We start from the raw sequence: 24,891 nt of genomic DNA on the forward strand, positions 1-24,891 counted from the left end.
TCGTTCTCACCGTCCTCAGCGGGACGACAGCGCAGCTATCCGATCATCGTGCGCGACTGTGACGATTAATGCGCCGGCACCGGCACGCCCAGCAGGGGTGGGGGCGCCGCGGCCGGCGGCCGCTGCGGATACACGGATTTACCCAGGTTGCCGCCCATGCGGATGCTGAGCGTGGAATAGTTGAACTGCCCAACCTGCTGATTGCCCGGCGCATGCGCGACGGCATCGAGTTGCGGCTGCAGGCCCGGCGGCGCCTGCGCGGAAGCGGCCAGCTGCTGATTGAGACAGGCGTAGGAGAGGGCCGGATGGTCGTTGACCGTCACATCCACGCAGGCAGCGCCCGCCGCCGCGTGGGGCGTCGCCGATGTCTGCGCCGGCAGGGGCGCAGACATCAGGGACGAGATACCGCACAAAAAGCCGATCAGAAGACGGGATGCGCGCATGGCATGCACACTCCTCTGCCGGCTCAGGCGTTACGGCGTGCCGCTGCCGGTATTGGCAGCCGGCACCGGTTCCAGGTTGAACGAAATGGTGGTGATCTTGGCGTCGAGGCCCTGCACCACGGCCGGCGTCAGGTCGTTGGCCATGTTGCCGCCGAACGCCACGTTGCGATCCAGCAGCAAACCGCACTTCTTGCTTTCGTAGGCGCTGGCGATCACCGGCTGCGCGTACTGCGCGATCTGGTCCAGCGCCTTTACGCGGGTGGCCTCGATCTGGCGACCCTTGGTCTGCTGGTCGATCTGCACCTGCTGCATGCGCTGGCCCAGCGCCTGTTCCTGCGCCTGGCGCTGATCGGCCGAGAGCGAGGAGGCCTTGGCGCGATAAGCCTGCACGTCGGTGTCGATCGGCTTGCGCTCCGCATCGATCTGGCTCTGCGCCTGCTGGGCCAGCTGCTTCAGGCGGGCGGTGGCGGCCTGGCCGACCTTGGCGTTGGCGAAGATCGCCTCGCGCGACAGCAGGCAGACGCCGGGAACGACCGGGCCGTTCAGCGACGGGCCGCCGGTGGCGCTGGTCTGGGCGTGGACGGCGGCGCCGGGCACGCCGATCAGGGCGACGGCCGCGACCGCCAGGAGGGTTCGATCGATACGCATGGTGATTCCTTCCGAGTTGATGGTGCGAAACGAATAAGATCGCACTAATTCAGCGACTTTGCAGCTTTACACCGCTGCGGGGGCGGGGATGCGGCCGGTCCTTGCTCCCGCTCCCGTCCGGGGCGAGGGAGAAAAGCGGATCACGGCTTCTTCACGGCCGCCCGCGGGTCATACCGCTGCTCGTACAACTTATCCCCGTAAGCTTGCGCCGCGTTTTCCAGCTTCACCCGCTCCGACGCCGCAAACGGCTCGCGGCTGGCCAGCACCGTACCGAACGACATATGGCTGTAGGCGTCGAGGATCTCGTTGCCGACACGGTACAGCTGCTGGTTCCTGGCGGTGCAGGTGCCGACCTGCGCTTGGGCCGTGCTCAGCTGACTGGCCAGTTCGCCGTCATGCCCTTCCTGCTCGTGCTGCCTGGCATCGGCAGCCGCCACCTGTTTTTGCAATTGCTGCACCTGTCCCTGTGCCTGCTCGCGCGCCGCACGCTCGGAAGTCAGTGCGGCGGCGTCCTGCGGGTTGCCGGTGTGCGTCTTCGCCAGCTCGGCCTTGGCCGTGTCCAGCTCCTTGCGCGCGGCATCACGCTCCTGTTCCAGCTGCGCCTTCTGTGCCTGCCACTGCGCCTGCTGGCCCTGCAGATCCTGCAGCTGGCTGCGCGTGTCGGCGAGCTGCGAGCGCAGCTGTTCTTCCAGCGTCTGCGCGCTGGCCTGCATGCCGATCGACAGCGCGCCGAGCAGCGCAACACTCAGTAGTAGACGTTTCATCGCATAGTCCTCAGAACTGCGTGCTGATCTCGAGCTGCACCACGTCGATGGTGAAGGGCGGTCCGTACACCTGCTTGGCGCCGTAGTAGCGCGCCGAGACCCAGGTGCGATCGGCAATGCCGTAGTCGCTGGTGAGAATGAAGCCCTTGGCATTGGTGCCGCCCAGGTGGAAGTTCTGGTCGGTCAGGCCGTCGAGCATCGCGTCGGGCTGCAGATACTTGTAGCCCAGCGCAATGTTCCATTCGTTGGCCGCCATCGGATGCGGATTGCCGATGATGCCGCGCAGCAGCCAGCCCACCGGGCCGCTCTTGTACGGGCCATTGGTGCCCGCCGTGCTGCTGCTCTGGTAGTTGTTCACCGGAATGCCCAGGCCGTCGGGATAGCGGTCGAACGCATCGCGCGCGTGATAGGCCAGGTTGCGTTCGTATTCGGCCTGCACTTCCATCGGCGTTTCGCCGATCTTGAAATCCAGCTTATTGGTGAAATCGGCGATGTGATAGTTGTACGACAGGCCCACGAACTGCGGCTGCGCATAGTTATCCGGCGAAGACGGATCCGGCACGATGTCGCGCAGCAGGAATACCGTATTGCCCCACTGCATGTAGTCGGGCGCCGTATCGTCGGTGCTGCAGTAATTGATGCCGGTGTAGATCGCGCACGGCGCCGACAGCTGTCCGCGCATGCCGTCGAAGTAATAGTAGGCCAGCGCGGATTTGAAGCTCACATCCTGCGCCAGGTTCCACTTCAGGCCGAACTGCACGGCGCTCAGCCAGCGGTTGTCGGAGTACTTCTGATTGCTGAAAGCCTGCGCAGGCGCTTCGTTGCCGGTGGTGCCGCCGGTGTACTGGATCGGGAACCCGCCGATGGTGGCGAACGAGGTCAGGTCGTCGGTCAACGGCAGCTCGCCATGGCTGGCGATACCGTCGAAGTTCAGCTCGGTGGAATAGATCAGGTCGGTGACCATGAACGGATCGGGCATGCGGCCGGCGGTAAGCGACAGATCCTTGTACGGCTGCCAGCGGATATACGCCTGGTCCAGCCAGAGATCCTTCTTGATCAGGCCGCCGCCGAGCGTCTGCGTGGTGGATACCGGATTGTTGTCGCCGCCCGAACCGATGCGCACGCCTGCGGTGATGGTGTCGCCCAGCTTCACGTCCATGCCGATATGCGCTTGCAGGCGCAGCATATTGGTGCGGTTCTGGGTGGAGTTGAGAATCGGCGGATACACGCCCGAGGTAATGCTGTTGATGTCGTACGGCCCGGTGCGGTTGAGTGTGCCGTAGTCGATGAAGTCGTTGGCGTTGTTGCGGCTGTACAGCCAGGACTCGTCGCGCACATGCACATCGCCGTACCAGCTGATGCGGTCGAGCCAGCCGGGCAGCGCGTTCGGCTCGGCCCAGTGCTCGTCCTTGGCCTGCGCGATCACTTCCTGCTTCACCTGGTCGCGGATTTCATTGCGCACACTTTGCGGCACATAGGTAACGCGCACATCGCCCGGCTGCGCGCCGTCGGTGGTGGTGGCCACGGCAGCCGGCTGCGAAGCCGCGCTGGCGCGCGCCTGCGCGGCTTCGTCGTCGGCCTGCTTGATCAGGCCGTCGGCTTCGGACTGCGTGATCAGGCCTTTCTTCACCATCAGGCGGATCAGGTTGATGGTGGCGTTGGGCGATGGGGCTTCCTGGGCGAACGCGTTCGCACCCAGCAGCAGGCCGACAGCGATGCATAGCGCTTTCACACCGAGCGCCGCTTTGTTTCCCCGCTCCCCGGAGCGGAGACGGGACTGGTTCGCCGCACCCTGCACACTTGCGATTGGCAACTTCATTCCATTCTCCAAAAATAAATTCGATAACTTAGCCGGGCCGATAGCCGCGCATCGCAACGCGCACCGGCATACTCAAATGCGGGGGTGGTGGCGTGTCGATGCGCACCGTGCGCAGCACGTCGATCAAGGCATGGTCGGTATTGGGCGAGCCGCTGGAACTCATCAGCTCCGCGCGCGTCACTTCGCCCACCGGCGACAGCCACAGGTTCACGCGCACGCTGAAGACCAGGCGGCGCGTGCGGTCGTCGCGCTGGATCGCTTCCTGCAGCGCGTAGCTCAAATACTGCTCGTACGAGCCGCCGCCGATCCCGCTGCCGCCGCTGCCGACCATGCCGCCGCCTTCGCCGGCGCCGATGTTGAACGAGTCGTTGCCCGCCTGTGCCGGACCGTTGATGGTGATCTGCTTGGCCTGGTCCGGCGCCTGCTTGGGTGCTTCCACCGGCTTCACCGGTTCGGCCGGCTTGGGCACTTCTTCCTTCACCACTTCTTCTTTCTTCGGCTCCGGCGGCTTTTCCTTCGGTGGCGGCGGCGGTGGCGGCAGCGGCGTGATGGTGGCGATGCGCGGTGCGGAACGGCGCACGCCTACTTCGTGGCCCGCCAGCATCCACACCAGCCATGCAGCCGCCAGCACCGCCACCACGGCAATGATGCGTCCGCGCCAGCGGCGCCAGCGGCTTTCGTCGGTGTAACCGGGCTCGAACATCGCGTCAGCTCGATTGCTTGCCGGTCACCAGACCGACTTGGGTGAGATCGAGGCGGCGCAGCAGATCGAGAATATCGATCACCTTCTGGTACTGCACATTGGAATCGCCCTTCACGATCACCGGAAAATCCGGTGTCAGGGCTTTCTGCTGGCGCAGGCGCTCTTCCAGTTCGCCGATCGTCACCGGAAACGCATCCAGGAAAATCTGTCCGGTGTCGGACACCGTGATCGCCTTGGTCTGCGGCTTGGCCAGGCTCACCGAGGCGCTGGCCTTGGGCAGATTCACTTTCACGCCCTGCACTGCCGCGGTGGTCATGATGATGAAGATCACCAGCAGCACGTACGCCAGGTCCAGCATCGGCGTGATGTTGATGTCGTCGTACGGCTTGTCGTCGTCATTGACCTGCATGGCGCACCTCGCGGGCCTCGATCGTGGATTGGTCGATCGGGCGGTGCAGTTCGGCCAGGCGGGTGACGAATTCGTCCACGAACACCTGCATGTTCGCGGTCACCGACTTGTTGCGGGTCAGCAGGTAGTTGTAGCCGAACAGCGCCGGGATCGCGACGAACAGGCCGGCGACGGTGGCCAGCAGCGCGGCCGAGATGCCCGGCGCGATCGCGTTGATATTCACGTCGCCCGCGGCGGCAATCGCCGCGAAGGTGATCATCACGCCGACCACCGTGCCGAGCAGGCCCAGGAACGGACCGCCGGAGATGGCGATGGTCAGCATCACCATCGAGCGCGAGAGCGCCTGGTTTTCGCGCACCAGGGTGGAGTCCATCACCGCGCGGATCGCTTCGATCGATTCGGAGGCGATCACCATGTGGCCGTGCGTATCGCGGCGGCGCCACACTTCCTTGGCGCCGGTTTCATACAGGCGGTACAGCGAAGAGGCGCCCAGTTCTTTGCGAATCGCCGGCGAGGCGTCATTGCCGGACAGGCCCAGCAGGTTGCTGCCCAGTTCGCGATAGCGATGGATAAAGCGGTCGTTGGCGGCGGCCACCGCGGACACATAACTGCCACGCTGCCACATCACCGCCCAGGAAATCACCGCCATGATCATTAGCAGCGCGATGACCACCCAGGCATCCACCGTCACCGACTTGACGATGATGCCGAAGTAGCCGAAGCCGAAGCCGGATTTCTTTTCGTCGTCGCCGTAGCCGATCAGCTTCGACTCGGCACCCTGCGACAGCACATCGGCGGCAATCACCGTCGCCTGCCGCGCCACGCGCGACAGGCGCAGCTCATCCATCTGGCCGAGGAAGGACGCAAACGGCACCGCGGCGCCGGTGCTGCCGGGCGCAGCCGCTACATCGCCGCCCACCGTGGCGCTGCCGCTCAGCGCCGGCAGTGCGGCAGCGAGGCTGGCGTAGGGACGGCCATCCACATACAGCTGGATCTGGCCGTTGGCCGCGGTCACCGCAAGATGCGTCCACTGCCCCGCTTTCAGCGGTTCGCCGGCGGTGCTGCGCAGCGGCTTGTCGCCGCCATCCACTTCCACAAACGGTGCGCCGCCATCGATGCCGATCAACAGTGCCTTGGCATCCTGGCGATGGCCGTAGATCAGCGTGGGCGTAGTCGGCAGCGCATCCAGCTTGATCCACGCGCTGAAGGTGAACGCGCCGCCGTCCTTGATATCCAGCGAGGAACTGGTCGGCAAGGTCAGCACCGTGCTGCCGTCGAAACGACCGGCGCTGCCGGCAATGCCGCCATCGACCGTACGCAAGGCGCCGCTCTGCGCGTTATTGCCGTAGGCGGTGGCGTCTTTCGGCGGCTGCCCGCTCTGTTCGTCGAAGTGATAGACCAGGGTGTAATCGGCATCGAAGCTGGCCGGACCGCTGCTCAGCGCGGGCGCCTTGCTGTTGCCGTAATACATCCAGATGGTCTGCTGGCCGTTGGCCGGCATCTCCGGCACGTCCAGCCAGATCTGCGCCACGCCCATCACCGGATCGAAGGTTTCGATCTGGTAGTTGAGCGGCGTCTTGCCGTCGCTGCCGACAAAACGCAGGTCACTGCCGGTCTTGCTGATGCCGTCGAACTGGAAGTTGCCCGGATGCAGGCGGATCAGCAGCGGCATGCGTCCGGCCGCATCCGGAAGATTGGCGCCCTTGGCGCTGGTATCGAGCGTGATCGGCTTGCGGTACGACCAGTCGTCGTTCCACCACGAAGCCTCGGCGGCGCTGCTCAGGCGTGGCAACAGCAGCAGGCACAGTGCGCATACATAGATGAAATACCGCATGGTTGAACCCCTATCGAAGATGATCACTGCACGAACGCCGCGTGATGGTTGGTCGCCCGTTGGCTGTCATTCCCGCGAAGGCGGGAATGACAGTGGAAAAGGCGGAGGTTTCGTGTGTATCTGGACATATCCGCGCCCTACAGCCCCGCCTTGACGCTAAACAGCAAATGCCCGTCATGCGCCCGCGTTTCCACGCCGTCTTTGAGCGGGTAGGCGTATTCCAAATTTCCGTTCAAGTAATGGAACACGGTGAACTGCGTGCCGATGCCGGTGCTCAGCAAGGTGAAGCGGCCGCGCTGTTCGGGCAGCGGATCGATCAGCATCAGGCGGGCGCCATCGACGAACACATGGAAGCGCCAGTCGTTCGCCCACGAGCCCAGCCAGGCGTGGACCGACGGGCTGCGCACTTCCACCGAGGCGATCGCGCCGTTATCGCCGGTGTCTTCCGCCGACAGATAGCCGCGCACGCTGCTCATGCCGCCGGCCGCGAACTGCTCGCTCGAGACCAGCGGCGAATCGGTGGCCTGTGCGCTGGCGCGCGTGGCCAGCGCAAAATCATCGCCCAGGCTGTGCACGTAGTTGATGTCCAGGTGCAGGTCGGCGAAGTTGTCGCGCGCGTTGTAGCGCTGGTTGTCGAACGCCGTATTGCTGCTGCCGGCGCCGCGCAGCCCGAAATTGCCGGTCAGCGTGAAACTGGAGGTGGCGGTATCGGTGACGTGCTGGCCGGTATACGCCGCGGTCAGCGGGTAATACGTCAGCGGTGCTTCGGAGGTCTGGCCGCCGAGCGTGATGTTCTGGTCGAAGTGCTTGCGGCTGAAGCCGAACGAGACCATTTGCGTGTAGTCGCCCAGCACCGGCAATTGCCGCGTCGCCTGGAAGCTCACCGCATTGCCCTTGCCGAGCACGGTGGTGCCGCCGAGCGTGTTGGCATTGCTGTTGGACTTGTACGCCGAGCCGAGCAAGCTCCAGTCCGCACTCAACGGCGCCAGGTACGACAGCGCATACACCTCGGTAGCGTGCGGATCGTCCGGCGCCACGATGTAGGAAGCGGAAAGGGTGTGGCCGAGCTGCCACAGATTGTTGTAGCTGACATTGGCGATGGTGCGCAGATCCGGTGTGCCGGCGCTGTGGTCGTTGTTCACTTCCACGCTGCCGTGCCACGGATTGCTGTCGTCGACCTTCAGCGTCACGTCCATGGTGTCGGGTAGGCTGCCCGGCGCCAGCACCGGCACCACCTGCCGTCCGGGCTGGGTGCGATTCAACTGCGTCAGCTGCTGCTGTGCCTGGTTGAAATTGGGCACGCTGCCTTCGGCCAGCGCCGGCACCGCATCGCGGATTTCTTGCGGCGAGTGATACTTCGCACCTTCCACGCGCACGCGGCCGATGCTGTTTTGCACCACCTGCAGCAGGATCACGCCGTCCTTCACCTGCTGTGGCGGCAGCTGCACCACCACCGACTGATAGCCCCTGGACTGATACAGCTTCTGCAGCGCGTTCTGCGCAGCATGCACATCGTTCATGCTGCGGCCGGGCCCGAGGAACGGCTCTACCGATTGCTCGATATCCACATTGCCGAGCAGCGTATTGCCGCGGACCAGATATTCATTGACCTGGAAGGTGGATGGCGCCGACGCGGGTGCCGCCTGGTTCTGCGCATGCACACACAGCGGCAGCGACAAGGCCAGCGCCAGCGCAAGTTGCAACGAAGCACGCCGACGCACGTGCGCGCCAATTCCCTTTCGCATGCTCATTCGCCCCGTTCCTGCGCCGACGCGTCGGCTCGCCCTGTCCGAGGCAAGAAAGCTACTGCGCTGTTGATAACCGAATCACGACAAAAAGGTGTCCGTTGTTGCCGGCAAACGTGAAGACTTTGTCGACGGGCAGCTGCTGCATGCAACGACCCATGCAGGCTGTTCCACGCCTGCACGCCACGTCCTTGTGGCGAGGTGGATCGCGATCCCTGCGGCCGCTTTCTCATTCGCTTGATCACGCAACACATATCCTTATCGCAGCGGCATTCAGCCGTCCGTATGCACAAGTCAAAAAGTCCCCGCACGCGTACGCGACTGCGTTGCGTGATGCGAATACCCGATGGAAGGGGCATCCCTGCCCGCCCACGACTTCCTTGCTGGGATAGACAGGCGGCGTTACGCCGGACTGAACCGTGTCACGAAAATTTAATTTGGCGCGGGGAAACGGGGGATTTTTGGCTGCTGGTGACACGGAAGTGTCATGTACATCGACACACGAATGCGCAGCGCAGGCGGAGGTAGGTTGGGTTAGCGCAGCGTAACCCAACGATGTCGCTACGAAGAAAGATTGTTGGGTTACGCTGCGCTAACCCAACCTACCCCAGCCTGCGGGCGGGGATCAGCTCAGGATGACAATACCGCCCGGCAGCGACGTCACTTTCGCGCCGTAGGCATCCTGGATCAGCGCCGCCACGTCGGCGAGCTGGTTGAGCGAGAAGCGCGCCTGCACCTTGCGTGCGGCGAGTCCGTCGTTGGCCAGGATGAGGCGGCCGGGGCGGTAGCGATTGATTTCTTCCACCACCTGCGCCAGCGGCTGGCCGTCGAAAATCAGCACGCGGCGACGCCAGGCCATGGTGGTTTCCAGGTCGGCCGGCAACACCTGGCCGAAGCGGCCATCGCCATAATCGGTCTGCTGCGCTGTGTTAAGCACCACGCTCTGGCCGTCATAGTGCAGCGTGGTCGAACCATCCAGGCCGGTCACCTGCACCTTGGAGCTATCGCAGCGCACGTTGCAGCGCGCCTGCACGCCCACGTCGATGCGGCCGCCGCCGGCAAACACGCTCAGCGGTGCACTGGCATCGGCCGTGGCCTTGACCTGGATCTCGCCACCGATCAAATCGATGCCCACCACCCGTCCCTGCACTCGGCGCAGGTTCAAGGCGGTCTGCGTATTCATGTGGATCACCAGGCCCTGGCCCAGCTCCACGTCGCGCTGTTCGCCGGTGGCGGTGCGGTAGTCGGCCACCATATCCGACAGCGACGGCCAAAGCTGCAGCGGCGGGTGCACCACCAGCGCGGCCGAGGCGGCCACGGCTGCGCCGAGAAAGGCGCGCCGGGTCATGCGCGGCTGACGGCGCGGCAGTTCCACCACCTTCGCCTGTTCGCGCTGGCGCCAGGCCTGCGCGGCCGGGCCGAGGTTTTCCCATAGGCGCCGCGTTTCCGCAAACGCTTCCACGTGCGCCGGGCTCTGCCCGCACCACAGTTCGAAGGCGCGCGCGTCCTGGGTAGTGGCCGCGCCCGAGGTCAGGCGCAGCAGCCAGTGCTGCGCTTCTTTATGCAGCGCAGTGCGAGGGCCGGCGATGTGTTCGGAAATCCGCATACCCCTAAGACTCTTTTCCTGCACCCGGACCGAACCGCTGGGTTACTTTTCGGTCCAGCCGGCGGCCGCAGTGCTCCAGCGCCTTCTTCAGCTCCTTGCCGACCATGCGCACCGAAATGGCGAAGCGGCGGGCCAGATCTTCCTGCGAGACGTCATCCACCCGTGCCGCGATCAGGATCGCGCGCTGGCGCGGGGTGAGCTCCTGCATGGCCAGTTCCAGCGCCTCCACTTCCAGCCGGGCGTGCACGACGCGCGCCGGGTCCAGCGTGTCGGCACCCACGTTCAACAGCTCTTCCACCTCGCTGCCGGTGAGGTAACGGCCTTCGGCCTGACGCTGGTCGGCGGCCACGTTGATCGCCATGCGGAACAGATAGCCGGCCGGATTGCTCGACACTTCCGAGTGATGGCCCATGCGCTTGATACGCAGATAGGTTTCCTGCAGCGCATCGTTGGCCAGTTCTTCCGAGCCCAGGCGCAGCTTCAGGCGGCGGCGCAATTCCTGGCGCCGCTCCATGAACAGGCGCAGCAGCGGCAATGAGGTGGATTCCATCGCGCTGCCTCAGCCTTGCGTTGCGGCAGCGTCGGCGCAGGCGGCCGCACTCAGCTGGCGATCGGGCAGCAGCAACAGGGTCACCGGCTGCGGCATCTGCGGCGAAGGCGGCGCCAGCGTCAGCTGATCCAGCGCGGTGCGGATCTCGCTTTCGCGCTGCGTATCCTGCATGCGCGTCAGCAGCCGCGTGCGCAGCACCTTGCCGGACGGCGCGATCCACAGCTGCACCGCCAGCCGGTAGGTACCCGGCCGCGTGTTGCTGGAACGGCACAGGGCCGCTTCGATCGGTTGTTGAATCGCCCCTGCATAACGCTCAGTCACGACCTCGGTCCCCCCGCCAACATCTGCTTCCGGTCGTTCGCGCACAGGCGCAAAGCCGGCTTCGCCCGGCTCCGCGAGCTTCAACGTAAAGGCCTGGTCGCTGGAATAGCTGGCCACCAGCCCAGTGCCGGCCAGCAAGCGCTGCAATGCCTCGACCTTGTCCAATTCCCCGCGGACGCCCGGGGACTGCCGCCCCGTCGCCAGCGTGTTGTCCACCAGCACCGCCTGTCCGGTGGCCTCGCCATACGCGCGCAAGGCCGTCAGCAGCGGCTGCGGCGCGATGTCGAAGGCGACGGTCTGCGCCTCCGCTGCGGCCTGTTGCTCATCGGCGGCATTGGCCGCTGCATAAGAAGCACACGCCCATGCGGCAAGCGGCACGAAGCACAGCACCGAACCCAGCACCAACCCAGTAAAACGCTTTACCGCAACGACCTTAGGACCCTTCATGCGCGACGATGCCTTGATCCCGCGGCCGTCATCACTGACGAAAAGCCCCTTGGAACCCAGTCCAGAGACTATGCCGACAATATGACAATGGATGACATTGCCCGCCATGCAGGTCCCCCTGGAGCCCTCCGCGCAGTCGCCTGGTGAAGCACGAATCGGACCACGGAGCATGCGTCCGGGCGGCAGGCCGCACAAGTGGCACTCGCTTACCGGCTAGCTGGGCAACAGCATCCAGCGCCCCTGCCCGGCATCGATGCGCTCAAGGCCCAGCGCATAGATTTTCGATAAGGCCTGCGGATCCAATGCGTACTCGGGGGTGCCTGCACGCAACAGCCGACCCTGCGCCAGCAACGCCACCTCATCGGCATAACGCGCGGCAAGATTGAGATCGTGCAGCACCACGATCACGCCGTAACCACGGCGCGACAGCGCCCGCATTTGGCGCAACATGTCGTGCTGGTGCGCGATATCGAGCCCGGCTTCCGGCTCGTCCAGCAGCAGCCAGGCCGGCCCTTCGTCCTGCTCCCACACTTGCGCCAGCACGCGTGCCAGCTGCACGCGCTGCTGCTCGCCACCGGACAGCTGCAGATAATTGCGGCCGCGCAGATGCGCCGCTTGCGCCAGCTGCAGCGCCTGCTCGATCACCCGCGCATCCTGCGCCTGCAGATGGCGCCGGCCGTTCGGCGTACGCCCCAGCATCACCACTTCTTCCACGCGGAACGCAAAATCCAGCTGCACGTTCTGCGACAGCATCGCGCGCCGGCGGGCCAGCGCCGGCGACGGCCACAAGGCCAGCGGGCGACCGTCCAGCGACACCTCGCCCCGGTTCGGTGCCAGCGCGCCGGCCAGCACACCGAGCAAGCTGCTCTTGCCGGCACCGTTCGGACCGATCAGCGCCAATACACGGCCGGGATGCGCGGTAAGGTGGATGTCCTGCAACACATCGCGGCCGTGACGCGAGAGATGCAGATCGCGCACCGCCAACACGCCGCTGCCGCTGCCTGCACGCCAGTCCAGCGGCAGATTCATGCGCGCACGCCGCCATCGCGTGCGCGCAACAACAGCCACAGGAAAAACGGACCACCCAGCAATGCGGTGAGGATGCCGATCGGCAATTCGGCCGGCGCCACCATGGTGCGCGCCACCGTGTCGGCGCCGATCAACAGGATCGCTCCGCCCAGGGCCGAAGCCGGCAGCAGCAGGCGATGGTCCGGTCCCCAGGCGAGCCGGATCGCATGCGGCACCAGCAAGCCGACGAAACCGATCACGCCGCAGCTGGCCACCGCCGCGCCGGTGGCCAGGGCGGTCAACGCAATCAGCCGGCGCTGCAGCGGCCGCGTGCGGTAGCCGAGCAGGCCGGCTTCGCGCTCGCCCAGCAGCAAGGCATTGAGTGCGCGCGCATGCAGCGGCAACCACGCCAACGACAGCACGATCCACGGCGCCGCAGCCAGCAGTCGCCGCCAATCGGTGCCGCCCAGGCTGCCCAACGTCCATAGGCTGAGATCGCGCAGCTGCCGTTCGCTCGCCATATACGTCAGCACGCCGATGCCGGCCATCGCGATCGCATTGATCGCCACGCCGGCCAGCAACAAGGTGGCGATATCGGCGCGGCGACGGCCCAGCATATACACCAGCGCGGTGGTCAGCAGGCCGCCGGCAAATGCCGCCGCGGTGACGCCAAATGAGCCCAGCCAGCCTACACTGGCAGCACCGCCCAGCACGATCACACTGATCGCACCCAGGGCGGAACCGGCCGAGACGCCGATCAATCCCGGCTCCACCAGCGGATTGCGAAACATGCCCTGCATCACGGCGCCGCTGCAGGCCAGACCCGCTCCCGCCAGCGCCGCCATCAACACCCGCGGCAGGCGCAGGCTGAGCACGATTGCGTCGTCGCCTTGCGCCGGGTGTGCGCCGATCCAGCGCAACAAGGCGCCGAGCACGTCTTCGGCACGGATCGGCATGGCGCCGCAGCCCATCGCCAGCGTGGCGATGATCAGCAGTGCCGCGCACAAGCCGGCCAGCACCACGCCATGTCCCATCCTGGCGCGCGCTGCCGGCAATACCGCGCCGACACTGTTCATGGCTGCACGGCGGCCAGCCGGCTTTGCAAGGTCAGCTCGCTCTGCGCATTGCGCGGACCGAAGCCGAGCAAGGCCTGCCCATCGACAAACACGATCTGCCGGTGCTTCCCTGCCGGCGTCTGCGCCACGCCCGGCAAGGCCAGCACGGCGGCGCTATCGCCGCTGCCGTCGCTGCGCTCGCTCATCACCACCAACACCTGCGGCGCAGCGGCAACCAAGGCTTCGGCCGAAAGCGGTTTGTAGCCGCTATATGCCTGCACTGCATTGCTGCCGCCGGCCAGGGCGATCGCCGCATCCGCCGCCGTGTCGCGTCCCGCGGCGAGGAACTGGCCAGCACCGGCGGAAAGCAGAAACACGACACGCGGATGCTGCTGCATTGCCGCCACTCGTGCGTGCAAATCCGCGTACGTATGGGTCAGCCTCGAATTCAACGATTGTGCCTGTGCGTCGGCGCCGAGCAGCTGCCCCACTTCGCTGACCTTCGCCAATACATCCTGCGGTGCGCGCGACGCAGGCAACAGATGGAGCGTGACGCCCGCACCGCGTAATTGTTCCAGCACCGCGGCCGGTCCTGCATCATGCGTGGCGATCACCTCGGTCGGGCGCAGCGCCAGGATGCCTTCCGCATTGAGCTGGCGCACATAGCCCACGTTCGGCAGCTTGTGTGCGGCATCCGGCCATTCGCTAGTGCTGTCCACGCCGACCAGCTTGCCCTGCGCCTCCAGCGCATAAATGGTTTCGGTGATATCGCCGCCCAGCGATACCACGCGCTGCGGCGCATCGGCGGCCGGCATCGACGGCGTGCACGCCGCAAACAACAGCAGCATCGCAAGATACTTACGCATGGCCCTGCTCCGTCCGGGGCAGGCTGTCGGCCAGCGCACGCCACGCCTTCAGCTCGGGAATGCCGGGCTTGCGTTTGCCGAACAGCTGCACGATCTGGCGGCCGCGCGCGTCATACAGATCCAGCGAGGTCACCGGGCCTTCCGGCGTGGGTTTGCGCACCACCCAGCTTTCCGCAATGTGGTCTTCGCGCAGATGCAGGTTGAAATCGGCATCCAGCACATTGAGCCACGGCCCCATGCGCTTGATCGTGTGCACCGGCCCGGTATGGATCTGCACCACGCCGGGCGAACCGACAAACACCATGATCGGCAGCCCGCTGGCTGCCGCGCTCTCCAGCACGCTGCCGATGGCGCCGTTATCCACACGCTGCGCAAATTCGGCACCGGCCAGGCGCAAGGCCTGCGTGCGCGTGACGCGATGCTTGCGCAACAGGGCGAAGAAATCGTGCGGATCGCGCATCGCACGCCAGCCTTCGCGCAGGGCTTGCGCATCGATCTCGTGATCCTGGCATGGCGCCGGCAGCGGATCGGCCACCGCTTGCGCGTCGAGAACCGGCGACTGCACCGCAGCGGTGTAGCGGCCGACCAGGTTGTCCCAGGCCAGGGCGTCGGTTTCTTCCTGGCGATAGATCTTGTGCACCGCCTGGCCGTCGGCATCGAAGAACTGCAGGCTGTGCAGGTCGCGTCCGTGCGACGCTTCGCTGACCGCAAAGCCGTGCACCCAATGGCTGAGGAACAGGCGCAGGTCGATCGCCTCGTCCAGCACCACGCCCATCGATCCGCCGATTTCGATGTTGGCGAAGCTGCCTTTCTTTTCGTGTACGCAGCTGTCATTGCGGGTAAGCACCATCACACGGCCCAGCACCGGCAACGCATGCAGCAGTCCGGCCCACGGCCCCTGCAGGCGGGTAATGCCTTCGCCGCAACGGCTGGCCACCAGTTCGCCTTCGCTGACGCCGATGCGCTCGGCCAGATCGCGTGCGCGCAGGTTCGGCTCGCTTTCGCGCAGGCGCTGCCAGGCCCGGCGTACTTCCAGTACCGGCATCGCGATGGATGTAGCGGATGAGGATTCATGCAACATGGCGATCTCCCTGGCCTCAATAAGCAATACGTGCGGCGACGCTGAAGGTGCGGCCGGGCATGGTGAAGCGGTCGGCCGGCAGGCTGGCGGTGCCGGCATCATTCAAGCCGTTGCCGCTGATCAGGTTGCCGAGTGCACCGCTGTTGAGATTGCCCCAGTCCCAATACTTGCGATTGGTGAGGTTGCCGATGCCTGCATACAGTTCGAGGTAGTCGGTCGGCGTGTAGTGCGCGTACAGATCCAGCTTGCCGTAGCCCGGCGGGCGGAAAATGCTGGGATCGCTCAGCCGCGTATGCCGGCGCACCGCGGTGCCGACCAGCTCGGCGCCCCAGTGCTCCGCGTCATAGCTCACACCTGCGACCAGCTTGGCCGGATCGACCGTATTGAGCGGCGTGTAGCCGCTATCGCCCGGCTGGATGAGCCGCCCCGACGCAAGCGCTGCACTGCCTTTCAGCGACCAGCCCTTTAGCGCATCGCTGAAATGCGCCAGCTGCAGTGCACCCGTCGCCTCCAGGCCCTTGATGTACGCCTTGCGTGCATTCACCGCCTGGAAGAATTCGTTGAAGAACGCGCCAGGTGCGATCTGGTACGCCCACGCTGGCACCGCATTCGGCGCCAGCGCATAGCCGGACCAGATGAAGTTGCGGTAGGCGTTGTAATGGCCGTCCACATTGAACCAGCCCGCATCGCCCTTGCCGCGCAGGCCGAACTCCGCCCCGCGGCTGGTCTCCGCACGCAGGTTGGGATTGGGCAGATAGGCGATATTGACGCCCGCCACCGGCTGCTCGTTCCAGGCACCGGCGATCTCGCTATACAGCGGCGGCCGGAAGCCGTAGTCGAAGTTGGCGTAGGCACTGAGCGTATCGGTAAAGCGCCAGATCACGCCGAGCTTGGGTGAAACATGGTTCTGTTCGTAATTGCTCTGCACGAAGCCGCTGTTGTATTTCAGGTACAGCGCATCGTTGTCCGGCTTGTACTCATAGCGGTCCGCACGCACACCGGGGGTGATCAGCAGGCGCTCGTCGAACAGGCTGATTTCGTCCTGGCCGAATAGCGCGTAGCGATACGTGGCGCTGTCGGGAATCAGGTGCAGCGGATAGTTGCCCGGCATAAAGGCATCGCTGCTGCCGCTGGCGCCGGTCAGCATATTGACGCCGTAGCCGCCGACATTGGATTGCGCACTGGTGCGCGACAGTTCCACGCCATCGCTGATGGTTTGTCCAAACGCGGTGCCATCGCCCAGATGTCGCGTGGCCACCAGCTTGCCGCCGAACACTTTCTCCTGCAGCGGCAAGCTTTCGAAATAGCGGTCGATCGGCCCATACGTGGTCTGCGTATGGGTGCGCGTCACGCTCTTCTGCCAGTACGCATGCCAGTCCAGCGTATCGGCCAGCACGCTATGCAGTTGCGGGAACCATTGGCCGACGCTGGCGCGCACGCGCTGGTTCTCGTCCTGCGAGTAGTAATAGCTGGGCGTGGCGCCGAATGCCGGCATCAGCTGCGACAAGCCGTCGGTGCGCGTGCTCATCTGCGAGCCGTCGACGATGAAGCGATCCACGCGTCCGCTGTCGGCGGTATGCACGTATTTGCCAAGGAAGCCGTTGAGCGTGTAGTCCTGCGGATCCGGCCGCGTGCGGGTATTGCCGACGCCGCCCACCTCGCCCATGTCCTGGGTTTCGTGCCCTGCGCGATGGTTGAACACAAACATGATGCTGTTGCGCCGATCGCCGCCGGCCAGGGTGGCGGTGGTGGACAGGCTGCGATCGGTGCTGTCGTACTGCTCTTTCAGCGCGCTGTAGACATCTTTGCCGGGGCGCAGGTAATCGGCCGGATCCTTGGTGGTGAGGCTCACCACGCCGCCCAGCGCATCCGACGGATACAGTGCCGACGACGGCCCGCGCACGATCTCCACCTGCTTGATCTCGTCCAGGTCGATGAAATTGCGGCCCGCGCGAAAGCTGCCGCCGGCCACATCGGCGCCGAACGAATCGGGCAGCGACACGCCATCGATATCGATATGCGTGCGATTGCCCGACAGGCCGCGGATATTGAAGCTGTCCAGCCCGAAGCGGCCGGGCGAACCGATCGCCGATACACCCGGCTCGTACTCCACCAGGCTGCGGATAGTGGTGACCAGATGACGATCCATTTGCTGGCGGCCGATCACCGTGGTGGTACCCGGCACGTTCAACAGCACCGACGGCGACGCCGCCGTCACCTGCACGCCCGGCAGCTGGGTCGTGTTGCTGGCCTGCGGCACCGGCGCGGCGGTGGTATCGGCAGCATGGGCGGAAAAACTCAGCGCGGCCGTGATGAACACGGCCAGCGGGGTGAAGCGCAGCATATGGGTAGATTCCTTTGCCTGTGCGTGATGACACGCGGCGTTGCTGGCAAAGGCGGCGCAGGAACTGCGCCTGGTGCTGGCGGCCGTCTGGACGAATGTCCAATGCAGTCGTCGCCAGGATTGGCGACGTCACAAATGAGAATCTATCTCATCTAGAGATAGCTTGTATAGATCCCCGCCGAAGCTTACTGATCGCTGGAATGGATCAGCGAAAGCCCGGCACTGGTGAGCTGCAGCGAGGCCGCCTCGCCTTTTTGCACAAGGCCCAGCGCAAGCAGGCGATCCGCCGTAGTTTCCGGTAGCGAGGCCGCACGGCCTTCCGCTACGCGCTCCAAGCCGAACAGATCATTCCTATCGAGTTCTACGGATAACGTCACGACCGAAATCCTTGTGCACGGCGAGGGACGACAAGCCTGCATCCTAACCTGTGACAACTTCTTTTCCGGTGATGACAGCGCGTTGCTGTTCAGCGCATAAATGCCTGAAAAGGCCGGGCCTTGCGGCATTGTTGGGTTAGGCTGCGCTAACCCAAGCTACGAAAATCTTCGAGAAGTGGTCTGCCTGGCGGGCCATCGTGAATTTTTATCGACAGGGGATACACGATGCGGCGTTTCTTTTTCAGTGGTACGCAACTACGCGCCATCTGGGGCATTCTGCTGTTCCTGCTGATCGTGGTATCGCTGCGCTTTGCTCAATACTTCGCCTTTACCCGGCAGCTGTCGCCGCAGGCGCTGATGGGTCCGTTCGGCATGCTGGCCGAAGAAGCCATTCGTGCCGCCATCGTGATCTTTGCCACCTGGGTGCTCGCCCGCGTCGAAGGCCGCAACTGGCTGGTATACGGTCTCGGCGGATCTTGCAGGCTGAAGCTGCTCGTCTCGGGTGCAGCCATGGGATTTCTGACGCTGTCGGTGCTGGTCGCCGTGCTGATGCTGGGCGGCCACGCCACGCTTGTCGCCGAGCAGCTATCGGTTTTGCAGATCTTGTATGCCGGCGTCACCTGGCTGCTCGCGTTCCTGGCGGTTGCGCTGTTCGAAGAGCTGCTGCTGCGCGGCTATCTGCAATACACGCTGGCCCGCGGCATCGGTTTCTGGTGGGCCGCCCTGGTATGGAGCGCCGTCTTTACCTGGATGCACATGGGCAACGGCGGCGAAAGCACGCTCGGCCTGCTGCAGACCGGCTGGATGGCCTTGTTCTTCTGCTTGAGCCTGCGCGTGACGGGCTCGTTGTGGTGGGCGATCGGCTTCCATGCGCTGTGGGACTGGGCCGAGTCGTTTTTCTACGGCACGCCCAACAGCGGGTTGCGTTTCAGCCAGCGGCTGCTGACCGAAACCGCGCACGGCGATGCCTTGTGGAGCGGCGGCAGTACCGGGCCGGAAGGAAGCCTGTTCTCGCTGTTTGTGCTCGTCGTCCCGCTGCTCTGGCTGCTACTGAAATGGCGCCGCCGGGCCTGAACCGGGCCGGCGGCGAATGTCCTCCTTCGCCCTTGTCCGCCCGCACTGGCTGCCCGATGATCGCCCCGCTTTGCAGGCCGGGGCGATGGGCGCTCCCCTGGCCGCCGGTGCGCCTTCCTGCAGCAGCGCCCGCAACAGCAGGGATACATGTCATGAAGAGCTTTTTCGTCGGACTGGTTCTGATCGCCACGGCGCTGGCCGTGAACGCGGGCGGCACACGCAGCATGAGCTCGCTGCCGTATGTGCATGGCAATGCGCCGGTGTGCCCACCGGGAGAAAAGGCGGTGCCGTACGTGGTCGATGGCAAGCTTGAATGGGTATGCATGCCGGTTTCCTGATACCGCAACCTGCATGGAAAAACCGAAGGGATCAGCACGCGCTGATCCCTTTTTTTGCAACATCGAGCGCCGTTCCATGTCAGGCAGGTGACAGCTTGCAGCAAGCTGCGCATCCGGGCGGCCAGATTGTGACCAGGAACGTTGCAAGCAGCGCAAAAGCTGGATGAAATGGAGCTCGGGCACGCTCCTGCCCGACTTCCTGCTACCGCTGATCGGAACACGATGATGACCACCGAAAACGTCAACCCGCCGATGATGGATTTCGTTGGCGTGCTAGCCAACTCGATGATCAAGGCGCGCACCCTCGAAGAACTGGTGCGTCCGTTGCTGGAACTGCTGGAAGCAGTCACCGGCCTCAGTTCCACCTACCTCACCACGGTCGATGAGGAAACCGGTTACCAGCACGTGCTGTTCGCCCGCAATACCCAGACTTTGCAAATCCCCGAAGGCCTGTCCGTAGTGTGGGAAGACACGCTGTGCAAACGCGCGCTGGAAGAAGGCCGCCCCTATACCGACGATGTCGCCAGCTGCTGGGGCGATTCGGAGGCGGCGCGGGCGCTCCGTATTGCCACCTATGCGAGCACGGCGGTGCGCAATGACGACGGCAGCCTGTACGGCACCTTGTGTGCCGCCAGCGATCAAAAAAAGCCGCTCGCACAAGGTGCTGAATCTGTATTCCGCATGTTCTCGCGGCTGATCTCCCAGCAGGTCGAGCGCGAACGGCTGCTGCAGGCGCTGCGCCAGGCCAATGACATCCTGGCCGTGAACGCATTGACCGATACCACCACGCAATTGCCCAACCGGCGCGCGCTGATGAGCGAGATGACGCGCCGGCTTGCCGCGAGCGAGACAGATGGCAGCACCTTGATCGTCGCCTTCATCGATCTGGACAAATTCAAGGCGATCAACGATCAGTTTGGACACGACACCGGCGACCATTTCCTGATCGCCATCGGCCGCCGCATCCAGGGCGCATTGCGTGCCGGCGACTTTGCGGCGCGCCAGGGCGGCGACGAATTCGTGGTGATCGCCAGCGCTCCGCGCGCAAGCGCCAGCGAAGTGGCCACCGCGCTGCAGACCAGGTTGCAGACGGCAAGTACCAGCCGCTTCCATGTCGGTGGGCATGTGATCGACTATGCCGGCCCCAGCATCGGCGTAATTGTCGCGCCACTCGCGGTGGTCGATCCCGAAGCGCTGCTGGTGCAGGCCGACGCGGCGATGTACGCCGCCAAGCGTGCGCGCAAGGAAGCGGCGGGAGCGCATTCGCGCTGAAGATGCATCGGGCAAGTCATTCGCTGGAGCTGTGCCATGCCCTGGATCGTCACCAAATACTTGATTACCGCGGCCATCGTGGTGGCGGTTTCCGAAGTGGCCAAGCGCAGCGACCGGCTCGGTGCACTGCTTGCCTCATTGCCCCTGGTCACCTTGCTGGCGCTCACTTGGTTGCATCTTGAAAAGCAGCCCGCGCAGAAAATCACCCAGCACGCCTGGTATACCTTTTGGTATGTGGTGCCGACGCTGCCCATGTTCCTGGCGTTTCCGCGACTGTACATGCGTTTTGGATTCTGGCCGGCGCTGGGCCTCAGCGCCCTGATCACCATGGCGAGCTTTGCTTTATTCGCTTGGCTGGTTCGCCCCTGGGGCATCAAATTGTTTTGAACGGGAAACGATCCGGGCCGGCGCAGCGTTATGCCGGCTTGAGATCACCGACCAGGGTGGGCAGCAATTCCGACACCGTCGGGTGAATCGGCACGGCCCACTGCAAGGTGTCGAAGGGCTGATCGGCATTCATCATGTCCAGCACGCCGTGGATCGCCTCGTCGCCGCTCACGCCCAGAATCGCCGCGCCCAGGATGCGCCGCGTATCGGCATCGGCCACCACTTTCATAAAGCCTTGCGTCTCGTCGCGCTCCACCGCGCGGCCCACGCGCGTCATCGGGCGTTTGGACAGCAGCAGGCGTTTGCCGCTGGCGCGTGCCTGCGCCTCGGTCAGGCCGACCCGGCCCAGCGGCGGATCGGTAAACAGCGCATAGCCGGGAATGCGCGCCGACACACGTCTCTGCGCGCCATCGAGCAGGTTGGCGGCGATGATCTCGAAATCGTTGTACGCGGTGTGGGTGAAGGCACCGCGGCCATTGCAATCGCCCATCGCCCAGATGCCGGACACGCTGCTGGCCAGCGTGTCATCGACCACGATGTAGCCGTGCTGGTCGGTGGCAACGCCGGCATGCTCCAGGCCCAGGTCGTCGGTATTGGGTAAACGGCCGATCGCCAGCAGTACGTGGCTGGCGACGATTTCCTTGTCGCTGGTACTGCAGTCGACCTTCACCACGGCGCCGTCGGCGTGCGGCGCAAAGGCGATGCATTCGGCACCGGTGCGCACGCGGATGCCTTCGGCCTCGACGATGGCGCGGATCGCTTCCGATACGTCTTCGTCTTCGCGCCCGATCAGCCGCGACTGGCGCTCGACCACGGTGACCTGGCTGCCGAAGCGGCGAAACATCTGTGCATATTCCAGGCCGATATAGCTGCCGCCGACTACCGCCAGATGGCGCGGAAGTTCGTTGAGCTGCAGGATCGAGGTATTGGTGAGGTAATCGATATCGGCCAGGCCCGGCATATCGTCCGGTACGCGTGCACGGCCGCCGACGTTCAGAAAAATGCGCGGTGCGGTGATGCTTTCATCGTTGACGCGCAGGGTATGCGGCGCTTCGAAACGGGCATGTCCGCGCAGCACCGTCATATGTGGCATGCCGGTGAGCCAGCGCTCGACGTTGCCGCGGGAGGTTTCGCTGACTTTGTGCGCGCGTGCCATCACGCGCGGCAGATCGATGCGTACATCGCCTTGCAGCATTACCCCATAGTCCGCTGCGCGGCGCGCCTGATGTGCGACGCGCGCGCTGGCCACCAGGGTCTTGGTCGGCATGCAGCCGGTATTGACGCAGGTGCCGCCGAAAAGATGGCGCTCCACCAGCGCCACCTGCATGCCGGCGGCGGTGAGGCGGCCGGCCAGAGCCGGGCCAGCCTGTCCGGCACCGACGATGATCGCGTCGAAAGCACGGCTCATGCGTCCTCCGTTGTGCGTTGGCGATGGGATGGATCGAGCAAGAGCGCCACCATAACGCGACGCACCATGGCGACTGTTAAAGCGTTGCTATGCTGGGCGCCATGGGCGGCGCCATCCGTGCATGCCCATGCCGATCCCTCACCCAGCCTGCGTGCACACCTTATGCGTTATTTGTCCCTGCTGCTGCTCGGCCCCTGGCTGTTCCTGCTGGCCTGGGTTTACTGGGCGGCATGGAAACGCTCGCGCACCCAGCTGCAGCACAAGGTGTATGACCTGGCGGTGGTGATCATTGCGCTGGTCGCGGCCTATGCGTTTGCCCTGGGCGGCTACGATCAGATCGCGGTGCAGAACGTCGGCAATTTCGGGCGGGAAAGCGGCAGCATCTGGAAGCAGGTGATGCCGGCCCTGTATGGCTACGGCGCGTTTGCCGCGGTGATGATCGTGGGCATTGCCGGGCGCGTGCTGTTTCGATCGCGCAAGCCGCAGGGCCCCCGGCACTAGGCACGCACCCGGGCTTGCAACAGGCTGACACCGCCTGGCCTCGGCGTTTTAAATGCCCAGGCCGCAGCCATCGCCTGTTTGCTGCGGATTTATTGCAAGTTGTCCCTGTTTGCTGCACATTCGACCGGACCTTGGGTGAGTTGGCACGAATTCGGGGATGGAAAATAAGCGGGAGACTGCGTCGATCGTACCGTTGCCGGAATCTCCGGCGCTGGAGGTGCGAGCCGATGCGCAGAGTTTCGAAGCCTTTGTCCGCAGCCAGTTCCGCGCCCTGGTGCAGTTTCTGCGTGCGCGCACGGCCTCCGAGCAGGATGCCGAGGATGCGGCGCAGGAGAGCATGGCCAAGCTGCTGCGCTATCGCGATTCCGAGCCGCCGTCGGCCTGGAAGCAGCTGCTGTACCGCATTGCGGTGAACGTGGCGCACGACCAGTTCCGGGTCTCGCTGACCCATCACCGCAAGGAGCATGTGGCGCTGGACGGGCTGGATATCGCCGCCAGCGATCACGATCCGGAGCAACGCGCGGTCTACGAGCAGCAGGTGGCACGCCTTTCCAAGGCCATTCTGGAACTGCCGCCCAAGTGCCAGCGCGTCTACCTGCTCAAGCGCGCACATGACCTTAGTCACGCGCAGATCGCCGAGCGCTGCGGTATTTCAGTGAAGATGGTGGAAAAACACCTTGCCACCGCCCTGTCACAGCTGCGGCGCAAGGTAGGCGATTCGTCGACGGACACGTTTTAATGGACATGGACAGGCGGCACGCAAACGGGGGGACCGCGACGGATTCGTATGACGAAGCCGAACGCTGGTTCGTGCGTCTGCTGGCCCCGGACTGCACACCCGTACAGCGGGCCGCCTTCGAGCGCTGGCGCGATGCGGATGCGGCGCATGCGGCGGCCTATCGCGAAGTAGCGTTGCTGTGGAAGTTGAGCAAGGCCGCGATGCAGGACCCGGCCCTGGCCGCCGCCGCCCGGCGCGCCTTGCAGCCGGAACCGCGCGCACGCCAGCGGCGCTGGCTGATACCGGCGTTTGCGGCAGGTTTTGCGGCACTGGCCGTGGCGGCGATCGTGCCGCGCTGGCTGGCGCCGCCGGCCGATCCGGCCGGCATCACCTACACCACCAGCGCCGGCCAGCAGCGCACGGTAACGCTCAGCGACGGCTCGTCGATTCTGCTGGATACCGATTCGGACGTGGTGGTGCGCTACAGCGCACGTACGCGCCGCGTGGACCTGCTGCGTGGGCAGGCGCAGTTCTCGGTGCAGGGCAATCATGCATGGCCGTTCGTCGTGCATGCAGGCGCCGGCACGGTGACGGCGGTGGGCACGCAGTTCCAGGTCCGGCTCGACGAGCAGGTGACCGAAGTGGCGCTGCTGAAGGGTAAGCTCGCCATTGCCGCGCAGGCACCCGGCGGCGCCACGCAGGATGCGTCGCTGATCGGCGGACAAGGTCTTTGCTACGACCAGAGCGGGCAGATCTCGCCCGTGCACAACGCGGATCTGCAACAAGCCAAAGGCTGGACGCAAGGCCAGCTGTTTGTGCACAACTGGCGCCTGGCCGAACTGGTGGCGGAAATGAACCGCTACAGCGATACCAAGCTGCAGCTTGGCGATCCGTCGCTGCAGAACGTGCGTATCAGCGGTGTGTTCCGCACCAGCGACCAGCGCACCTTGTTGCTGTTGCTGCAGCAGGGCTGGGCAATTCGCGCCAGGCGCGTCAGCGATACGCAGATTCAGTTGCTGCGCTAGCTTTGTAGGTTGGGTTAGCACAGCGTAACCCAACGATGCTTGATGGCTTCGATGAGCTTTCGTTGGGTTACGCTGCGCTAACCCAACCTACGTCACTCGTTCACGGTAGCGTCGACATGCTCGCGGAAGCGGGAATGACGGCTTCGGC

25 protein-coding genes are annotated in these 24,891 nt (G+C 64.8%); 7 read left to right on the plus strand and 18 right to left on the minus strand.

Going from position 1 to position 24,891, the window contains the following annotated elements; translation table 11 throughout:
* Positions 1-65 precede the first annotated feature (65 nt).
* The 17 genes from IGX34_RS18660 to IGX34_RS18740 form a co-directional block, all read right to left on the minus strand.
* A complete protein-coding gene (locus IGX34_RS18660; RefSeq protein ID WP_192557252.1) occupies positions 66-443 on the minus strand; it encodes a hypothetical protein in 378 nt (125 codons plus the stop codon).
* Positions 444-473: 30 nt separating this feature from the next.
* Positions 474-1,091 carry an OmpH/Skp family outer membrane protein gene (locus IGX34_RS18665; protein WP_192557253.1) on the minus strand — a complete coding sequence of 206 codons (618 nt, stop codon included), beginning with the start codon at positions 1,089-1,091 and terminating at the stop codon, positions 474-476.
* Between the two features lie 140 nt (positions 1,092-1,231).
* Positions 1,232-1,855, minus strand: coding sequence for a hypothetical protein (locus tag IGX34_RS18670; RefSeq protein WP_192557254.1), 624 nt, complete (start codon positions 1,853-1,855; stop codon positions 1,232-1,234).
* Between the two features lie 10 nt (positions 1,856-1,865).
* The gene (locus IGX34_RS18675) at positions 1,866-3,587 is read right to left on the minus strand and encodes a putative porin (protein WP_192557255.1); all 1,722 of its coding nucleotides are present in this window, start codon (positions 3,585-3,587) and stop codon (positions 1,866-1,868) included.
* 115 nt (positions 3,588-3,702) lie between these two features.
* Complete coding sequence (locus IGX34_RS18680; protein WP_192557256.1) at positions 3,703-4,377, minus strand: energy transducer TonB family protein; 675 nt, start codon at positions 4,375-4,377, stop codon at positions 3,703-3,705.
* A 4-nt stretch (positions 4,378-4,381) separates the two neighbouring features.
* Entirely contained in the window at positions 4,382-4,786 is a 405-nt protein-coding gene (locus IGX34_RS18685; RefSeq protein ID WP_192557257.1) for an ExbD/TolR family protein, read from the minus strand.
* The gene (locus IGX34_RS18690) at positions 4,773-6,620 is read right to left on the minus strand and encodes a DUF2341 domain-containing protein (RefSeq protein ID WP_192557258.1); all 1,848 of its coding nucleotides are present in this window, start codon (positions 6,618-6,620) and stop codon (positions 4,773-4,775) included. The genes IGX34_RS18685 and IGX34_RS18690 overlap by 14 nt, the downstream gene beginning before the upstream one ends.
* A gap of 137 nt (positions 6,621-6,757) precedes the next feature.
* Complete coding sequence (locus IGX34_RS18695; protein ID WP_192557259.1) at positions 6,758-8,365, minus strand: ShlB/FhaC/HecB family hemolysin secretion/activation protein; 1,608 nt, start codon at positions 8,363-8,365, stop codon at positions 6,758-6,760.
* A gap of 625 nt (positions 8,366-8,990) precedes the next feature.
* Complete coding sequence (locus IGX34_RS18700) at positions 8,991-9,971, minus strand: FecR family protein (RefSeq protein ID WP_192557260.1); 981 nt, start codon at positions 9,969-9,971, stop codon at positions 8,991-8,993.
* 4 nt (positions 9,972-9,975) lie between these two features.
* The gene (locus IGX34_RS18705) at positions 9,976-10,521 is read right to left on the minus strand and encodes an RNA polymerase sigma factor (RefSeq protein WP_192557261.1); all 546 of its coding nucleotides are present in this window, start codon (positions 10,519-10,521) and stop codon (positions 9,976-9,978) included.
* Positions 10,522-10,530: 9 nt separating this feature from the next.
* The gene (locus tag IGX34_RS18710; RefSeq protein WP_192557262.1) at positions 10,531-11,289 is read right to left on the minus strand and encodes an STN domain-containing protein; all 759 of its coding nucleotides are present in this window, start codon (positions 11,287-11,289) and stop codon (positions 10,531-10,533) included.
* 213 nt (positions 11,290-11,502) lie between these two features.
* Entirely contained in the window at positions 11,503-12,318 is an 816-nt protein-coding gene (locus IGX34_RS18715; RefSeq protein WP_225737592.1) for a heme ABC transporter ATP-binding protein, read from the minus strand.
* Positions 12,315-13,373 carry a FecCD family ABC transporter permease gene (locus IGX34_RS18720; RefSeq protein ID WP_225737593.1) on the minus strand — a complete coding sequence of 353 codons (1,059 nt, stop codon included), beginning with the start codon at positions 13,371-13,373 and terminating at the stop codon, positions 12,315-12,317. Before IGX34_RS18720 ends, IGX34_RS18715 begins: the two co-directional genes overlap by 4 nt.
* On the minus strand, positions 13,370-14,218 hold the full coding sequence (locus IGX34_RS18725; RefSeq protein WP_192557263.1) for a heme/hemin ABC transporter substrate-binding protein: 849 nt from the start codon (positions 14,216-14,218) through the stop codon (positions 13,370-13,372). The genes IGX34_RS18720 and IGX34_RS18725 overlap by 4 nt, the downstream gene beginning before the upstream one ends.
* Positions 14,211-15,299 carry a hemin-degrading factor gene (locus tag IGX34_RS18730; RefSeq protein WP_192557264.1) on the minus strand — a complete coding sequence of 363 codons (1,089 nt, stop codon included), beginning with the start codon at positions 15,297-15,299 and terminating at the stop codon, positions 14,211-14,213. The genes IGX34_RS18725 and IGX34_RS18730 overlap by 8 nt, the downstream gene beginning before the upstream one ends.
* A gap of 16 nt (positions 15,300-15,315) precedes the next feature.
* A complete protein-coding gene (locus IGX34_RS18735; protein WP_192557265.1) occupies positions 15,316-17,643 on the minus strand; it encodes a TonB-dependent hemoglobin/transferrin/lactoferrin family receptor in 2,328 nt (775 codons plus the stop codon).
* 185 nt (positions 17,644-17,828) lie between these two features.
* Positions 17,829-18,020 carry a hypothetical protein gene (locus IGX34_RS18740; protein ID WP_192557266.1) on the minus strand — a complete coding sequence of 64 codons (192 nt, stop codon included), beginning with the start codon at positions 18,018-18,020 and terminating at the stop codon, positions 17,829-17,831.
* 225 nt (positions 18,021-18,245) lie between these two features.
* Here IGX34_RS18740 and IGX34_RS18745 point away from each other — a divergent pair, with 225 nt between their 5' ends.
* The 4 genes from IGX34_RS18745 (at position 18,246) to IGX34_RS18760 (ending at position 21,091) form a co-directional block, all read left to right on the plus strand.
* Positions 18,246-19,094, plus strand: a complete 849-nt coding sequence (locus IGX34_RS18745; RefSeq protein WP_192557267.1) for a CPBP family intramembrane glutamic endopeptidase — start codon at positions 18,246-18,248, stop codon at positions 19,092-19,094.
* Between the two features lie 152 nt (positions 19,095-19,246).
* The gene (locus tag IGX34_RS18750; protein ID WP_192557268.1) at positions 19,247-19,432 is read left to right on the plus strand and encodes a hypothetical protein; all 186 of its coding nucleotides are present in this window, start codon (positions 19,247-19,249) and stop codon (positions 19,430-19,432) included.
* A 222-nt stretch (positions 19,433-19,654) separates the two neighbouring features.
* Positions 19,655-20,704 (plus strand): sensor domain-containing protein, encoded by a 1,050-nt coding sequence (locus IGX34_RS18755; protein WP_225737594.1) that lies wholly within the window; start codon positions 19,655-19,657, stop codon positions 20,702-20,704.
* A gap of 36 nt (positions 20,705-20,740) precedes the next feature.
* On the plus strand, positions 20,741-21,091 hold the full coding sequence (locus IGX34_RS18760) for a DUF3147 family protein (protein ID WP_192557269.1): 351 nt from the start codon (positions 20,741-20,743) through the stop codon (positions 21,089-21,091).
* A 28-nt stretch (positions 21,092-21,119) separates the two neighbouring features.
* Here the strand turns inward: IGX34_RS18760 and IGX34_RS18765 are convergent, their stop codons facing one another.
* Positions 21,120-22,499, minus strand: a complete 1,380-nt coding sequence (locus IGX34_RS18765) for an FAD-containing oxidoreductase (protein ID WP_192557270.1) — start codon at positions 22,497-22,499, stop codon at positions 21,120-21,122.
* A gap of 162 nt (positions 22,500-22,661) precedes the next feature.
* Between IGX34_RS18765 and IGX34_RS18770 the strand changes: the two genes are divergently transcribed.
* From IGX34_RS18770 to IGX34_RS18780, 3 genes are all read left to right on the plus strand, one after another.
* The gene (locus IGX34_RS18770) at positions 22,662-23,000 is read left to right on the plus strand and encodes a hypothetical protein (protein ID WP_192557271.1); all 339 of its coding nucleotides are present in this window, start codon (positions 22,662-22,664) and stop codon (positions 22,998-23,000) included.
* Between the two features lie 157 nt (positions 23,001-23,157).
* Positions 23,158-23,739 carry an RNA polymerase sigma factor gene (locus IGX34_RS18775; protein WP_192557272.1) on the plus strand — a complete coding sequence of 194 codons (582 nt, stop codon included), beginning with the start codon at positions 23,158-23,160 and terminating at the stop codon, positions 23,737-23,739.
* 5 nt (positions 23,740-23,744) lie between these two features.
* Complete coding sequence (locus IGX34_RS18780) at positions 23,745-24,743, plus strand: FecR family protein (RefSeq protein ID WP_225737595.1); 999 nt, start codon at positions 23,745-23,747, stop codon at positions 24,741-24,743.
* The last annotated feature ends 148 nt before the right edge of the window (positions 24,744-24,891 follow it).

The organism is Dyella acidiphila (assembly GCF_014863405.1).
Lineage (GTDB): Bacteria > Pseudomonadota > Gammaproteobacteria > Xanthomonadales > Rhodanobacteraceae > Dyella_B > Dyella_B acidiphila.